The 14,894-nt window shown below is 75.8% G+C and carries 12 protein-coding genes; 2 read left to right on the top strand and 10 right to left on the bottom strand.

The annotated features are described in order from the left end of the window. Positions 1–26 precede the first annotated feature (26 nt). Positions 27–605, bottom strand: coding sequence for a TIGR03086 family metal-binding protein (locus AB0K43_RS27285; RefSeq protein WP_363644272.1), 579 nt, complete (start codon positions 603–605; stop codon positions 27–29). 91 nt (positions 606–696) lie between these two features. On the opposite strand from AB0K43_RS27285, the gene AB0K43_RS27280 reads away from it, so the two are divergent. Next, complete coding sequence (locus AB0K43_RS27280; RefSeq protein WP_363644270.1) at positions 697–1,692, top strand: WYL domain-containing protein; 996 nt, start codon at positions 697–699, stop codon at positions 1,690–1,692. Here AB0K43_RS27280 and AB0K43_RS27275 read toward each other — a convergent pair. From AB0K43_RS27275 to AB0K43_RS27245, 7 genes are all read right to left on the bottom strand, one after another. Then, positions 1,667–2,854 (bottom strand): alpha/beta hydrolase, encoded by a 1,188-nt coding sequence (locus AB0K43_RS27275; protein WP_363644268.1) that lies wholly within the window; start codon positions 2,852–2,854, stop codon positions 1,667–1,669. The two genes, AB0K43_RS27280 and AB0K43_RS27275, sit on opposite strands and share 26 nt — an antisense overlap. A 177-nt stretch (positions 2,855–3,031) precedes the next feature. After that, on the bottom strand, positions 3,032–3,370 hold the full coding sequence (locus tag AB0K43_RS27270; protein WP_363644266.1) for an MmcQ/YjbR family DNA-binding protein: 339 nt from the start codon (positions 3,368–3,370) through the stop codon (positions 3,032–3,034). A 39-nt stretch (positions 3,371–3,409) separates the two neighbouring features. Then, complete coding sequence (locus AB0K43_RS27265; protein WP_363644264.1) at positions 3,410–4,624, bottom strand: acyltransferase; 1,215 nt, start codon at positions 4,622–4,624, stop codon at positions 3,410–3,412. After that, a complete protein-coding gene (locus AB0K43_RS27260) occupies positions 4,614–5,762 on the bottom strand; it encodes an alpha/beta hydrolase (protein ID WP_363644262.1) in 1,149 nt (382 codons plus the stop codon). Before AB0K43_RS27260 ends, AB0K43_RS27265 begins: the two co-directional genes overlap by 11 nt. A 170-nt stretch (positions 5,763–5,932) precedes the next feature. Further along, positions 5,933–6,607: a response regulator transcription factor gene (locus tag AB0K43_RS27255; protein ID WP_363644260.1), complete on the bottom strand. Its 675-nt coding sequence runs from the start codon at positions 6,605–6,607 to the stop codon at positions 5,933–5,935. After that, the gene (locus AB0K43_RS27250) at positions 6,604–7,887 is read right to left on the bottom strand and encodes a histidine kinase (protein WP_363644258.1); all 1,284 of its coding nucleotides are present in this window, start codon (positions 7,885–7,887) and stop codon (positions 6,604–6,606) included. The genes AB0K43_RS27255 and AB0K43_RS27250 overlap by 4 nt, the downstream gene beginning before the upstream one ends. A 98-nt stretch (positions 7,888–7,985) precedes the next feature. After that, the gene (locus AB0K43_RS27245; protein WP_363644256.1) at positions 7,986–8,666 is read right to left on the bottom strand and encodes a TetR family transcriptional regulator; all 681 of its coding nucleotides are present in this window, start codon (positions 8,664–8,666) and stop codon (positions 7,986–7,988) included. 235 nt (positions 8,667–8,901) lie between these two features. Here AB0K43_RS27245 and AB0K43_RS27240 point away from each other — a divergent pair, with 235 nt between their 5' ends. Beyond that, positions 8,902–10,512 carry an MFS transporter gene (locus AB0K43_RS27240; protein WP_363644254.1) on the top strand — a complete coding sequence of 537 codons (1,611 nt, stop codon included), beginning with the start codon at positions 8,902–8,904 and terminating at the stop codon, positions 10,510–10,512. A 52-nt stretch (positions 10,513–10,564) separates the two neighbouring features. Here AB0K43_RS27240 and AB0K43_RS27235 read toward each other — a convergent pair whose 3' ends face one another. Then, positions 10,565–13,336, bottom strand: a complete 2,772-nt coding sequence (locus tag AB0K43_RS27235) for a GH92 family glycosyl hydrolase (protein WP_363644252.1) — start codon at positions 13,334–13,336, stop codon at positions 10,565–10,567. Positions 13,337–13,509: 173 nt separating this feature from the next. Beyond that, positions 13,510–14,829, bottom strand: a complete 1,320-nt coding sequence (locus AB0K43_RS27230; RefSeq protein ID WP_363644250.1) for a deoxyribodipyrimidine photo-lyase — start codon at positions 14,827–14,829, stop codon at positions 13,510–13,512. Between the last annotated feature and the right edge of the window lie 65 nt (positions 14,830–14,894).

Genomic DNA, 14,894 nt, shown 5'->3' with positions numbered 1-14,894 from the left:
GGCCCCGCCCCGCCGGCGGTCCGGCCTCAGACCTGCCGGCCCAGCCAGCCCGCCAGCCGGGTGTACGGGTCGGCGTCGGCCGGCACCGGCCGGACCGGGCCGAACGGCATCTCGCCGCCGCGCGGCTCGGCCGGCAGCACCTGCTCGGCGACCTCCAGCGCGCCGAGCGCCAGCTCCTCGTCGAGCGCCGCCGCCGGGGCCACCACCTGGGCGATGTCCCAGGTGTGGGTCACCGCCTCCATCACGTAGCCGCCCAGGGCGAACCGGCCGGGCAGCACGCCCCAGGGCACCGACGCCGGGCGGTCCAGCGTGCCGTCCTCGGCCCAGGCCCGCTCGGCCCGGTCCCGGGCCCGGCCGAGCGCCTCCACCCACTCGGTGTCCTCGATCTCGCCGACCGCGGCCGGGACGTCCAGGCTGAGGCCGCCCTCCCCGACGTAGGCGATCCGGTGCACGCCGCCGACCGTGTGGCTCAGCAGGGCGCGCAGGTCGTACTCGGTGCACGGGGTGGGCCGGTCCAGCAGCTCCGGGGTGACCTGGGCGAGCACCTTGCCGAGCTGGTCGAGCGCGCGCAGGTAGGTCGGGCGGGGGTCGAACGAGGCGTTCATCGGGGTTGCTCCTTGCGGTACGGATTCGGTCTGCGCCGCGTACTCTCCCGGCAATACCTGACACCCTGTGTCAGGTTTTAGGCTGACTTCCGTGAAGGCCGACCGACTGCTCTCGATCCTGCTGCTGCTCCAGACCCGTGGCCGGGTGCCGGCCGGGGAGCTCGCCGAGCGGCTGGAGGTCTCCGTCCGCACCGTCTACCGGGACGTGGAGGCGCTGTCCGCCGCCGGGGTGCCGGTCTGGGCGGAGCGCGGACGGCACGGCGGCATCGCGCTGCTGCCCGGCTACCGCACCGACGTCACCGGGCTGACCGCCGACGAGGCCCGGGCGCTGTTCGTGCTGGCGGCCGCCGGGGCGCACGACGCGCTGGGCCTGGGCGAGGCGATCTCCACCGCGCTGCGCAAGGTGATGGCCGCGCTGCCCGCCCCGCACCGGCCGGCGGCCGAGCGGACCAGCGAGCGGATCCTGGTCGACCCCGAGCGCTGGCTGCGCGGCGGCCCCGCCCCGGTCGAGCTCGGCGAGCTGCAGCGGGCGGTCTTCGCCGACCTGCGGCTGGAGCTGGTGTACCGGCACAGCGGTGCGGCCGAGCCGAGCGCGTACACGGTGGATCCGTACGGGCTGGTGAGCAAGGCGGGCGTCTGGTACCTGGTGGCGGACCTGGACGGCGGGCCGCGGCTGTTCCGGGCCGACCGGGTGCGGGCGGCCCGGGTGGCGCAGGAGCCGGTCCGGCGGCGGCCGGGGCTGGGCCTGCCGGAGGTCTGGGCGGTGCTGCGCGAGCGGGTCGAGGAGCTGCCGGACGAGGTCACGCTGGTGGCCCGGGTGCGCCGGCGCCGGCTGGACCTGTTCACCCGGATCCACGCGAGCCTGCTGGCGGCCCCGCCGTCCGGTACGGACCCGGAGTGGGCCGAGGTCCGGCTCGGGCTGCGGGCGGTGGCGGCGGCCCGGATGCTGCTGCCCTTCGGCGCGGACGTGGAGGTGCTCGAACCGCCGCAGGCGCGGGTGGAGCTGGCGAAGGCGGCGGCCGAGGTCACCCGGCTCTACGACCGGGGGCCGGCGGAGGGGGTCAGGCCACCGTCGGCGGGTGGCTGACGCTGTCGTAGTGGCCGAGCGCGATGGCGCCGAAGTTGTGCAGGCTGGCGGTGCCGGGGGCGAAGTAGCCGTTGTGGCCGGCCGCGCCGGTGGAGGAGACCTCTATCGCGCCGAAGCCGGTGCTGGTCGGGTCGGCGCCGTGGCCGAGGCCGCCCACCTCCAGGTACGGGACGTTGCCGATCCAGTCGGTGCGGTTGCGGGTGGCCCAGACCTCCACGCCGTGGCCGAGTTCGGCGGCGGACGCCACGCCCATGCCCGGGCTGCCGAAGACCACCAGGTCGGTCGGGGCGGCCTGGTCGATCGAGGGGGCGGCGGTGCCGCAGACCACCGATCCGTAGGAGTGGCAGAACAGCGAGGGCGCCCGGTCCGGGTGGCTGGTCACCCGCAGGCCGTCCAGCAGGCGCAGCAGGCGGGGTGCGCCGACCTCGGCGAGCCGGGCGGTGACGGCGTCGGGGCCGAGGCCGGAGGGGGTGACGTAGCCCGTCCAGGCGATCACCGCGGTGCGGGTGCCGGGAGCCTGCCGGTGCTCCTCGGCGAGCAGGGCGCGGGCCATCCCGGCGGGGGAGCGCAGCGGCTCGACGGCCTGGTCGAAGTGGCCGAGGTCGGCGTCCGAGCCGGGCACCAGGACGGCCACCCGCTGGGCGGTGGCCAGATCCCCGAAGACCTCGCTGACCAGGCCGCGGCCACGCGGGTCGAAGGCCAGGATCTGCCGGCCCTCGGCGAGCAGGTGGCCGGAGTCGTCGGCGCGGGCGGCGGCCAGCGCGCGGGTGCCGGCGTCCAGGTGGTGGTCCTCGGCGCGGGCCCGGGCGCGGTCCCGCTCGGCCGCGATGGCGAGCCGGTTGGCGTGGTAGCGCAGCGGCAGCGGGGCGCCGTCCAGATTGCCGACCACCAGCGGGTAGGCGGCGGCCAGCCGCTCGGTGTCGGCGGGGCTCAGCGAGGCGAAGAAGGCGGCGACCGAGGCGGCCGTGGCGGTGGCCGGGTCGGGCAGCTCGCGGCCCAGCGAGTGGTCCGAGACCCAGGCGGTGCTGCCGGCCGGCGGGGTGGCGATGGCCACCTGCTCGTTCGCGGCGGCCGCCTGGGCCGCCGCGGCGCCGGCGTCGACCAGGACCGCACAGCCCGCGAAGGCGCCTATCAGAATGCGCTTGACACGCCTGCGCTGCATGGCGTCAACTCCCTCGGGGCCGGTGACCGTCACAGCGGGCCGGGCCCGATGGTGCTACGACTGCCAACTACACGTCAGCCAGCGTAGAGGGAAGCCGAAGCCGACGCCGGGCTTCAAACTGTGTTGTGGCTCACATTCGCTCATGTGGGTGGCGGAATCTGATCGGTTCCGACTGGTTCACTCCCCGTCCACCTGGGGGTGCAGCCGCCTGGGTGCGACGCTGCGCCAGGCCTCCGTGAGCAGCTCGCCCAGTTCCTCCGGGCCGACCTCGGCGAGGGCGACCAGCACCCAGCCGTGCCGGCCCACGTAGGGCGCGAACGAGTAGACCTCCGGGGCGGCCGCGAGCAGCTCCGCCTGCTCCTCCTTGGTCGCCTTCACGCAGACGCGCCCCGACTCCGGGCTGCCCATCGCGAAGATCTTCTTGCCGACCCGCAGTGTGAGCTGCTCCCAGGTCGGCTGCTCGTGCGCCTGGGGCAGGGCCAGCGCCATCTCCCTGAACTGATCGAACGTCACCATCGGGCCAGCGTAGTGCGGGGCGGTGACAGCCGGCCGATCTCACAGCACCCCCAGCGCGTACACCGTGAAGGCCGCCGCCCCCGCGCCCGCCGCCGTCCGCCACAGCCGGGACGGCCACGGGCCGTCGAACCGCCGCGCACCGCGGCCGATCGCCACCAGCGCCAGGCCGAACACCGGCAGCCAGGCCAGCCGGGCGAGCACCCAGCCGAGCGAGTCGGGAGCGGTGGTCAGCCCGGGCACCGCGGCCGGCAGCGAGCCCGGCAGCGCCACCGCGAACATCGCGGTCTGGTGCCAGCAGAAGATCGTCATCGCCGACAGGTTGACCAGTACCACCGGCAGCCACAGCGCCGGGCGCCGCAGCAGCCGGGCCAGCCGCTCGCGCAGCAGGACGGCGGCGCCGCACTGCGCCGAGGCCAGCGCCAGCACCAGCAGCGACGGCGGGTGCGAGTTGGTCCGGGCCGCACCCGGCACGCCGACCATGCTGGCCGGGTAGTGGAACACCGCCAGCAGCACCACGAACAGCGCCGCCCCGCCGAGCAGCAGCAGCCGCCCGCCGGCCCGCCCGAGCCGGCCCTGCGCCCAGCCGACCCCGAGCTGGTAGGCGAACAGCCAGCCGGGCAGCAGGTTCACCAGCGCGAGCCAGGGCGGCACCGCATCGGCCCACGGCCCGTAGCGCAGCAGGTCCACCAGCGCGACGGTGCCCAGCAGCGGGGCCGCGGCCCAGCCCCCGAGCCGGCGGCCGGCCGCCAGGCAGTACGGGGTCAGTGCGGTGAGCACCAGGTAGATCCCGATGTACCAGAGCGGCTGGACCACCAGCACCGCCCCGGTCCGTACCGTGCCCTGCGGCACCCCGGCGAGCCGCAGCAGCGGGATCAGCACGGCCCACACCGCTGCCACCCCGAGCACCGGGCGCAGCAGGCGCACGGTCCGGCCGCGCAGCCAGTCGGCCGTCCCGGTGCCGCGCGCGTGCGCCCGGGCCAGCGACTTCGCCGCCGAGTGGCCGCCGACCAGGAAGAACAGGCCGAGCAGCTGGAGCACCCAGCTGAGCGGGGCGAGGAAGCCGAGCGAGCCGAGCGGGCTGGCGTTGTGCAGCACGCCGTCCTCGGCGGAGCGGGTGAAACCGCCGAGCATCCAGTGCCCGGTGGGGACGGCCAGCAGGGCGAGCGCGCGCAGCCCGTCCAGGGCGCGGTCCCGGCCGGCCGGGGTCCGGGCGTCCACCCTGGCGGCGGCCCGGCGCAGCAGGTCAGATCGCATCCTGGCACTCCCGGTTCGCGGTGGCGCAGCGGACGGCGGTGAGGTCGCCGGTGGCGAGGGCGGCGAAGTTGGCGAGCGAGGCGGTGCCGGCGGCGAAGTAGCCGGTGTGGCCGTGGGAGCCGGCCGAGGAGAGCAGCCGGGCGCCGAACCCGGGTCCGGTCGGGTCGGCGCCGTGGCCTAGGCCGAGCACGGACAGGTGCGGCACCTCACCGATCCAGTCCGCCTCGCCCCGCTCGGCGGCCCAGACCGGCACCCGCAGCTCGGTGGCGCGGTCGGTCTCCATCCCCGGCGAGCCGAGCACCACCAGGCCGGCGGCCTGCTCCGGGCCGAGGCCGGCGCGGGCGCAGACCACCGACCCGTAGCTGTGGCAGAACACCGTGGCGGGGCCGGTCCGCTCGGCGAGGCCGGTGAGGAAGCGGGCCAGTCGCTCGCCGCCGGCCACCGCGAGGTCGGCGGTGGCGGCGTCCAGGCCCAGCCCGACCGGGGTGGTGTAGCCGGCCCAGGCGACGACGGCGACCTGATCGCCGGTCGCGGCGCGCAGCGCCCGGGCCATCCCGGCGGGGGTGCCGCCGGCGTCCCGGGCCCGGTCGAAGGTCATCAGGTCGATGTCGGAGCCGGGCACCACCACGGCGGTCCGGCGGCCCTGCGCCAGGTCGCCGAACACCTCGGCGACCTGCCCGCGGCCGCGCGGGTCGAAGGCGAGGATCTGCCGGCCGGCCAGCGAGGCGTACCGCTCGGCCCGGGCCCGGGCGGCGGCCCGGGCGGAGCTGCTCAGCCGCTGGTCCGCGGCGGCGGCCGCGGCCGCGCGGTGCTCCTGCGCCAGCGCCAGCGCATTGGCCCGGTACCGCAGTTCGAACGGCGCGCCGTCCAGGTTGCCGACCACCAGCGGGTGCCGGACGGCCAGCGCCTCCCGCTGGGCGGGGGTGAGGGCGGCGAGGAAGGCGGCCACCTCGGCCGGTGCGGCGCTCGCCGGGTCGGGCAGCCGGACGCCCAGGACGGTGTCGGCCCGCCAGGCCGCCGTGCCCGGCGGCGGTCCGGTGACGGCCCGCTGCCCGGCGGCGGCCGCCGAGGCACCCATCCCCAGCACCGCGGTGGCGGCCAGCACGGCGGCCGCCAGGGTGCGCCTGAATCGCAGCATCTCGTTCTTCCTCTCGTCCGTGAACGTGAGGAAGGTAGGTGGCCGGCGGCCCGGCGCACGTCACTCCGCAGGGCCAACTGCCTTGTCGCACCGCGGTATTAGCGGCAGGCCCCCGCACGGGGCGGGCGGCCCGCCCCCGGCCCGGCCCGGGGGACAACCCCCCGCCCGACTCACTGACCGGGTGTCACCAGGCCCGACTCGTAGGCCAGCACCACCGCCTGGGCGCGGTCGCGCAGGTCGAGCTTGGCGAGCACCCGGCCGATGTGCGTCTTGACGGTCTGCTCGGCCACCACCAGGCGGCCGGCGATCTCCTGGTTGGACAGGCCGCGGGCGATCAGCTCCAGCACCTCGGTCTCCCGCGGGGTCAGACCGTTCAGCCGCAGGGCCCGGTCGCGCCGGGGCGCCGGGCGGGTGCGGGCGAAGTCCTCGATCAGCCGGCGGGTGACCGAGGGCGCGAGCAGCGCGTCGCCGGCCGCCACCACCCGGACCGCGGCGATCAGATCGGCCGGCGGGGCGTCCTTGAGCAGGAAGCCGCTGGCCCCGGCGCGCAGCGCCTCGTACACGTAGTCGTCCACGTCGAAGGTGGTGAGCATCAGCACCTTGGGGCGGTGCACCACGCCGGGCGGAGGGTCGAGCAGCCGGCGGGCCGCCTCCAGACCGTCCATCTCGGGCATCCGGACGTCCATCAGCACCACGTCGGGGTGGGTGCGCCCGCTCGCCTCCAGGGCCTGCTTCCCGTCGGCGGCGTCGCCGACCACGTCGATGTCGCTCTGGGCGTTCAGCAGCGCGGCGAAGCCGGCCCGGACCATCGCCTGGTCGTCGACGATGAGTACGCGGATGGTCATGGAGCGCTCTCCCCCGGGGTGGTGATCGGCAGTACGGCGGCGACCCGGAAGCCGCCGTCCGGCAGCGGGCCGGTGTCCAGCCTGCCATCCAGCAGCCGGACCCGTTCGCGCATCCCGACCAGCCCGTGCCCGGTGCTCCCGGAGGGCTCGACCGCCGCGCCGCCCGGCGCCGGGGGCGAGTTGACCACGGTGACCCGCAGGGCGCCCTCCCCGGCGGCCAGCGTGACCCGGGTCCGGGCGCCGGGGGCGTGCCGGACCACGTTGGCCAACGCCTCCTGGACGATCCGGTAGACCGAGAGGTCGAGGGCGGCCGGCAGCGGTGTCAGCGCCTCGACCTCCGGGCCGACCGCCAGCTCGGCCGAGACCCCGGCCTGGGCCACCGTGTCGACCAGCCGCCGGAGGTCGCCGACCCCCGGCTGGGGAGCCTTGTCGGGATCACCGCGCTCGCTGCGCAGCACCCCCAGCAGCCGCCGCATCTCGGCCAGCGAGCTGCGGGCGGCGGCGGCGATGGTGGTGAACTCGGCGACCGCCTCCGGAGGGAGCCCGGTCAGCCGGTAGGGCGCGCTGTCGGCCTGCACGGTGATCACCGACATGTGGTGGGCGACCACGTCGTGCAGCTCGCGGGCGATCCGGGCACGCTCCTCCAGCAGGGTGCGCAGGCCGCGTTCGGCCTCGCTGATCTCCTCCTGCTCGGCCAGCCGGCGGCGGGCCTCCCCGCGCCCGCGCAGGCTCCAGCCCAGCAGCAGCACCGCGCCGGTGAGCACCACCGCGACGGCCGGGGCGCCGCCGGCCCGCTGTCCGAAGGCCGCCGCCGCGCCCACCGTGCCGAACAGGGTGACCAGCCAGACCGCGAGCAGGGCCTGCCCCCGCTCGCGCAGGGCGAGCGCGCCCATCAGGAACAGGTAGCCGATCAGGGTGCCGGCCGGCCAGGGCCACGGCCCGGCGCCGGGCGGGCTGTCGAGCGTGACGGCGGCGGTGGCCGCGGTGGCGGCGGCGACGATCCACCAGGCCGGCAGCGGGCGCCGCACGGCCAGCAGCAGCGGCACCGTCTGGGCGAGCGCGAGCACCGTCGCCGGGTAGCCGTCCAGGCCGTACGAGCCGGTCAGCACCACGATGTCGATCGGCAGCAGGGTCGCGACCAGGGTGAGCCCGAGGGTGGGCGGCAGGGCGCGCAGCCAGAAGCTGGGGGAGTCGGCGAGCAGTGCGCGGCGGTCCGGGGAGGGGCGGGCCAGGCTGCGCGGAAGCTCCTGCAGCCGGTCCTGGAGGGTGGGGTTGTTCACCCGGCCCGAGCGTAGGGGCTCGGGCGGCGGATGTCGTCGTACCCAGGGGTGGACCGGCCCTCGTACCCCGGTACGACAGCCGTACCGGCGGCGGTGGCTCAGGCGCGCCAGGAGCCGGCCAGCGCCGGGCCGAGCTGGTCGAGGTGGCGCTCGATCAGCTCGATCATGCCGTCCGGGCCGGCGTCGGCGCCGGCGCCGTCGGTGCTCCAGGACAGGTGCGAGATCCGCACCACGGAGCCGAACACGGCGGCCAGCAGCCGGGGCCGCAGGTCGGTGAGCGGGTCCAGGCCCTCGCGGTCGGCGAGCACGCCGGCCACCACGCGCTCCTGCTCGGTGGTCCGGCGCAGGTGGGCGGCGAGCAGGGTGGGCGTGGTCTCGATCAGCTCGAACAGCTCCAGGGCGGCCGTGACACCGCCCGGGCCGGTGCCGCGCCCCTCGCCGAGGGTGCGCCAGGCCTCGGTGATCGCCGCCCGCATCGCCTGGAGCGGGTTCTCGGCGGCGGGGCGGCCGCGCAGGCAGTCGATGAAGAAGTCCTCCGCGTCGGCCATCACGGCCAGCGCGACCTCCTCCTTGTTGGCGAAGTAGCGGAAGAAGGTGCGCTGCGAGACGTCCACGGCGGCGGCGATCTCGTCGACCGTGGTGTCCCCGTAGCCGCGGTCGAGGAACAGCGTGTGCGCCGCGTCGACCAGGGCGTCCCTGGTGCGCTGCTTCTTGCGCTCGCGCAGCCCGAGCACCCGGCAGCCGGGATCGATCGCGGGTGCGGCTGGCTGGGCGGCCATGGCGGGGCCTTTCGACTGCGGAGGTGCCGGTGGGGGTGGGGGCAACGCGGTGGGGTCCGGCAGCTCCACCCTAGCGCTCTGACATATGTCAGCGTGAGTCACAAGTCACAGTTTGCCTAATGTCAGTCGCTGACATAATGTTCCCGAGTGGCGCCCGTCAGGTCCGACATCTCGTGGGGACGGGTGGGCCGGGGCGCCACTCTCCTGTCTCCCCAGCCCTCGGAAGGCGTTCCGCATGAGCCAGTCCGTCGTCAACACCGACAAGGCGGACGTACCGCCTCGGCGCAACGAACCCCCGTCCACCGGACGCGGACTGCGGGGCCACCCCTGGCTGACCCTGCTGACCGTGGCCGTCGGCGTGATGATGGTGGCCCTCGACGGCACCGTGGTGGCCATCGCCAACCCGGCGATCCAGGCCGACCTGGGCGCCTCGCCCGCCGACATCCAGTGGGTCACCAGCGGCTACCTGCTGGCCCTCGCGGTCTTCCTGATCACCGCCGGCAAGATCGGCGACCGGTTCGGTCACCGGACCACCTTCCTGGTCGGCGCGACCGGCTTCGCCGCCACCTCGGCCGCCATCGGCTTCGCCGGCTCGATCCAGATGGTGATCCTCTTCCGGGTGCTCCAGGGCCTGTTCGGCGCGCTGCTCCAGCCCGCCGCGCTCGGCCTGCTGCGCGGCGCCTTCCCGGCCGAGAAGCTGAACATGGCGATCGGCATCTGGGGCGGGGTGATCGGCGCCTCCACCGCGGCCGGTCCGATCGTCGGCGGCCTGCTGGTCGAGCACGTCAACTGGGAGTCGGTCTTCTTCATCAACATCCCGGTCGGCCTGATCGCCCTGGCGCTCGGCCTGTGGATCCTGCGCGACGTCCGGAGCGAGAACTCCGCCAAGTCCTTCGACGTCCCGGGCATCGTGCTGCTGTCCGGCGCGATGTTCATGCTGGTCTGGGGCATCATCAAGGCCCCCACCTGGGGCTGGGGCTCGGCCACCACCTGGGTCTTCCTGGGCGGCGCGATCGTGGCGATGGCGGTCTTCGCGTTCTGGCAGACCAAGGCGAAGGAGCCGCTGATCCCGCTCAGCCTGTTCCGCTCGGTCTCGCTCTCGGCCGGCACCCTGCTGATGGTGCTGATGGCCTTCGCGTTCTTCGGCGGCGTCTTCTTCGTCACCTTCTACCTTCAGAACGTGCACGGCATGACGCCGGTGCAGGCCGGCGTCCACCTGCTCCCGATGACCGCCATGATGATCGTCGGCGCCCCGCTGGCCGGCGCCGCGATCGGCAAGGTCGGCCCGCGCATCCCGATCGTCGCGGGCATGCTCTTCACCACCGCGGCGATGCTCGGCATGTCCACCCTGGACGTCGACTCCGGCACCGGGGTGATGTCGCTCTGGTTCGTCCTGATGGGTCTGGGCCTCAGCCCGGTCATGGTCGGTGCCACCGAGGTCATCGTCGGCAACGCGCCGCTGGAGCTGTCCGGCGTGGCCGGCGGCCTGCAGCAGGCGGCGATGCAGGTCGGCGGCAGCCTCGGCACCGCCGTGCTGGGCGCGGTGATGGCCTCCAAGGTCACCGACGTGCTGCCGGGCAACTGGGCGAAGACCGGGGTCCCGCTGCCGCAGGGCGCCGAGGGTAAGGGGCTCGAGCAGGCCGCCCAGCTCGGCATCGCCCCGCCGGCCCCGGCGGGCACCCCGCAGCAGCTGGTGGACGCGATGGCCGGCGCCGTCCACTCCTCCTTCGTGAGCGGCATGTCGGTGGCCTTCGTGGTCGCCGCCGTGGTCGCGGCGCTGGCCGCCGGGCTCGGGCTGCTCACCAAGCGCGGCGCCAACGAGGCCGGTCCCGCCGTCCACATCTGACGGCGGGACGCCTCGCCGGTACGGCCCCGGGTGCCCCGCCGACCTCAGCCGGTCAGCGGGGCACCTGCCAGCGTCGGGCCCCGGTGCCGCCGCAGTCCCGGAGCTGCAACCCGGCCCCCTCGGCGGCGCCGCCGGCCTCCTCCAGGCACCGGCCCGAGGGAGCGCTGGTCAGCGAGCCGTCGGCCCGGGGCCACCACTGCTGGGCGCCGGTGCCGTTGCAGTGCCACAGCTGGACGGGGGCCCCGGAGTCGGAGCGGCTGCCGCTGACGTCCAGGCACCTGCCGAGCGCGCGCAGCGTGCCGTCCCGGGCCACCGTCCAGCGCTGGCCGGCGCTGCCGTCGCAGCCGGCCAGCCGGGCCGGGGCACCGTCGGTGCTGTCCGGACCGACGTCCAGGCAGCCGGCCGCCGAACCGGTGACCGAACCGGTGACCGGGCCGGTGGCCGGTGCGGCCGGGCCCACGTCGAAGGAGGGCGGCGCGTCGGCCGGCTCCGCACCCCAGGCCGGATCGGGCTCGGCGGCCAGGGTGAAGCCCAGCCGGCCGCCGTGGCGGACGAACTCCTCGCCCACCCACGGCCTGGTCGAGACCCGGCCGTCGACCCGCAGCCGGTGGACGTAGCGGACCGTGTCCGACGCCCCCGGCGCGCTGATCTCGATCGTCGGGCCGTCGCCGCCCCGGCGGACGGTGACGGCGGGGAACTGCGGGCTGGCCAGCACCAGTTCGGCCCGCCCGGGGGCCTGCGGGTACATCCCGAGCGCCGCCCAGACCGCCCAGGCGGAGAACTCGCCGAGGTCGTCGTTGCCGACCAGGCCCTCCGGGGCGTCGGAGAACTGCGAGGTCAGCGCGCGCCGGACGACGTCCTGGGTGCGGTGGGCGTGGCCCGCGTAGACGTACGCCCACGGGGTCTTCAGCGAGGGCTCGTTGCCGAGGTAGGCGTGCGGCACCGCCGGCCCGGCGTTGAACTCGGTGAAGAACTCGTCCAGCCGGGCCGCCACCGCCTGGTCGCCACCCATCGCGTCGAACAGCCCGCGGTGGTTGAAGGGCACCATCCAGGCGTACTGGGCGCCGTTGCCCTCGACGTACCCCTCGCGCTGGCCGGGGCTGAAGGCCGGCCAGCTGTGGTCGGCGCGCCGCGGCTGGAGGTAGCCGGTCTGCTCGTGCAGCAGGCTGCGCCAGTTGGCCGACCGGCGCAGCAACAGCTGGTGCGTGTCGCTGTCGCCGATCCGGGCGGCCAGCTGCGCCACCGCGAAGTCGGCGGAGGCGTACTCCAGGGTGGTCGCGGCCGGCCCCCACACCCCGGCGCTGCCGGTGGGCACGAAGCCGAGCGAGTCGTACGGGCCGAAGGCGGGGCGCTCGCGCGCGTCCCGGCGGCCGGCCGTCGCCAGCCGGACCAGGGCGGCCGCGTCGAAGCCGGTGGCGCCGAAGGCGTGGATCCCGGCGGCGATGATCGGCAGTGGATCCCCGACCATCACGCCGGTGCCGCCGTTCGCCAGCGTCCAGCGGTCGAAGTAGCCGCCCTGAGAGCCCTGTTCGACGATCGACTGGGCGACGTCGGCGGCCTCCTCGGGGGCCAGCAGGGCCAGCAGCTGGGTCTGCGAGCGGTACACGTCCCAGCCGGAGAAGTCCGCGTACTGGGCGTGCCCCGGGCGGGTGGTGTGCACCTGGCCGTCGAAGCCGGGGTAGCGGCCGTCCACGTCGCTGAGCACGCTGGGGTGCAGCATCGCGTGGTAGAGCGCGGTGTAGAGGACCCGCCGCTGCGGTGTGCTGCCGCCGGCGACCGCGATCCGCCCGAGCATGCCGTTCCAGGAGCTCCGGGCCGCCGCCGCCACCCGGTCGAAGCCGCCGCGGCCCTGCTCGGCGGCCAGGTTGGCGCGGGCGCCCTCCTCGCTGACGAAGGAGATCCCGACCCGCGCGGTGACGCTCCGGCCGGCCGAGGTGTCGAAGGAGACCAGGGCCTTCGCCCCGGAGGCGGCCGCCGTGGCCGCGGGCCGCTCGCCCGTCCCGCCGCGCGCCGACCCGGTGGCCGGTGCCTCGGCGGCCTGCGCCTCGGCGGTGCGGGCCGGCTGCGGCGCGATCCCCTTGCTCTCCCCGCTCGCGCTCCGGCGCTCGGTGTCCAACCGGCCGTCGGTCAGGATCCCGGCACTGCTGAACGGCCGGTCGAAGACGACCGAGAAGTACAGCCGGTAGCGGTTGCCCGTCCCGCAGAAGCCGCCGCTGTCGGTGTAGCCGGAGAGCGAGTCGCGGCCCACGCTGACGTACCCCGAGGCGTTGTTGAACGCCCGCCCGGCGTCGACGGTGAGCGAGGCGGTGTGGCCGGCGGGGTAGCTGAACCGGGCGATCCCCGAGCGCCGGGTGGCGGCCAGCTCCGTCTTCACGCCGTTGCCGAAGGTGACCGCGTACGAGCCGGGGGAGGCCGATTCGTCGGTGTGCGAGAACTCGGAGAAGTCCACCGGGGCGCCGTCCAGCACCGGCATGAAGGGGATGTTGCCGTAGTCCGCGCAGCCCGCGCCCGAGATGTGGGTGAGGCTGAACCCGCGGATCCGGTGGTCGTCGTAGGAGTAGCCGCCGTTCTGGTAGGTGGCGGTGTCCGGGCTCCACTGGAGCATCCCGAGCGGCGCGGCCGCGCCGGGGAAGGTGTTGCCGGCCTCGCCCCCGATGCCGTAGTCCGGGCCGCCCGGCCTGGTCCCGACGTAGGTGTTCACATAGCGGGCCGGGTCCTGCACGGTGACCCGGCCCTCCGGGTGGGCGGCCGCCGGGGCGCCGGCCGGCAGGGCCGCGCAGACGGCCAGTGCCAGCGCCGGGCGGACGATTCGAGCGATCTTCAAGAAGCCTCCTGCCGATGTGCGGTCAGGCGGCTCCACGCAGGTCTGCCCGGCCGCCCCGCTCTCCGCGTCCGCCCATCGTGCAGGCCGGGCCCGCTCCGCCTCGGCGCCGACAGGCGCGAAAGTCCCCTGCCCGGCCCAACCCCGCCCCGAACGGCAGCCCGGCCGGGGGCGCCTCAGCGGCCGCGGCCGCGGGTGAAGCGGTCCTCGGCCAGGTCGATCACCGGCGCCGGGTAGTCGTGCGGCGGCCGGGGCAGCAGCCAGGGCCGGTGCACCGCCGCACCGGGCACCTGCGCCAGCTCCGGCACCCAGCGCCGTACGTAGCTGCCCTGCGGGTCGAAGCGCTTGGCCTGGGCGAGCGGGTTGAGCACCCGGTTGGGGCGGGTGTCCGTCCCCGTCCCGGCCACCCACTGCCAGTTCAGCTGGTTGTTCGCCACGTCCCCGTCCACCAGCAGCGACAGGAAGTGCGCGGCCCCGGCCCGCCAGTCCAGGTAGAGCGTCTTGGCCAGGAAGCTCGCGGTCAGCAGCCGGGCCCGGTTGTGCATCCAGCCCTCCGCGGCGAGCTGCCGCATCCCCGCGTCCACGATCGGGTAGCCGGTGCGGCCCGCGCACCAGGCCGCCAGCTCCCCGGGGTCGGTGTGCCAGCGGTCGTCCCGGGGGCGGTAGTCGGCCCGCGCGGCGTCCGGCCGGGCGGCCAGTACCTGGTGGTGGAAGTCCCGCCAGACCAGCTGCCGCACGAAGGCCTCCGGCCCGGGCCCGCCGCGGCGCTCGGCCAGCGCCACCAGCTCGGTCGCCGACAGGCAGCCGAAGTGCAGGTACGGCGAGAGCCGCGAGGTGCCGTCCCCCGCCAGGTCGTCGTGCTGCTCCTGGTACGCCTCGACGTCCCAGCGGGCCCAGCTCCGCCGTCCGGCGCTCTCGCCTCCCGCGGGCAGGCCCGGCGAGTCGGGGCGTACCACCGGCACCGCGACACCCTGGACGGCCGCCGGCACCCGCACGCTGCGCGGTGCCGCCACCGGGCCCCGCCGCTCGGCCTGCCGCCAGGCCCGGGAGTAGGGGGTGAAGACGCTGTAGTGGTCCTTGCCGGCCGGGGTCACGGCGCCGGGGGCGAGCGCCGTCAGCACCGCCTCGTGCACCCGCAGCCGCTCGCCCAGGGCCGCCCGCAGCCGGCTCTCCCGGCGGTGCGCGAAGGAGCTCACCCCGGCGGCCAGGTGCACACCCCGCACATCGAGCTGCTGCGCCAACCGGACGGTCTCGGCCACCGCCTCCCCGCGCCGCACCACCAGCCGCCCGCCCCGGGACCGCAGCGAGGCGTCCAGGTCGGTCAGGCAGTCGGCCAGGAAGGCCGCCCGGTTGGGCACCGCGAAGCCGGTCGCGTCGACGCCCTCGTCCAGCACGAAGAGCGGCACCACCTCGGCGGACTCGGCCAGCGCTGCGCGCAGCACCGGGTTGTCGTGGACCCTGAGGTCCTGGGTGAACAGAGCGATCGAGATGGACATCCGCCATGACTACTCCATCCGGCCGCCGCGGCGCCCGGGGCGCGCCGGTCGATGCGCGCCGGCCC

It is taken from the genome of Kitasatospora sp. NPDC049258 (assembly GCF_040678895.1).
GTDB lineage: Bacteria > Actinomycetota > Actinomycetes > Streptomycetales > Streptomycetaceae > Kitasatospora.
This window is presented reverse-complemented; position numbering and strand designations above follow the sequence as displayed.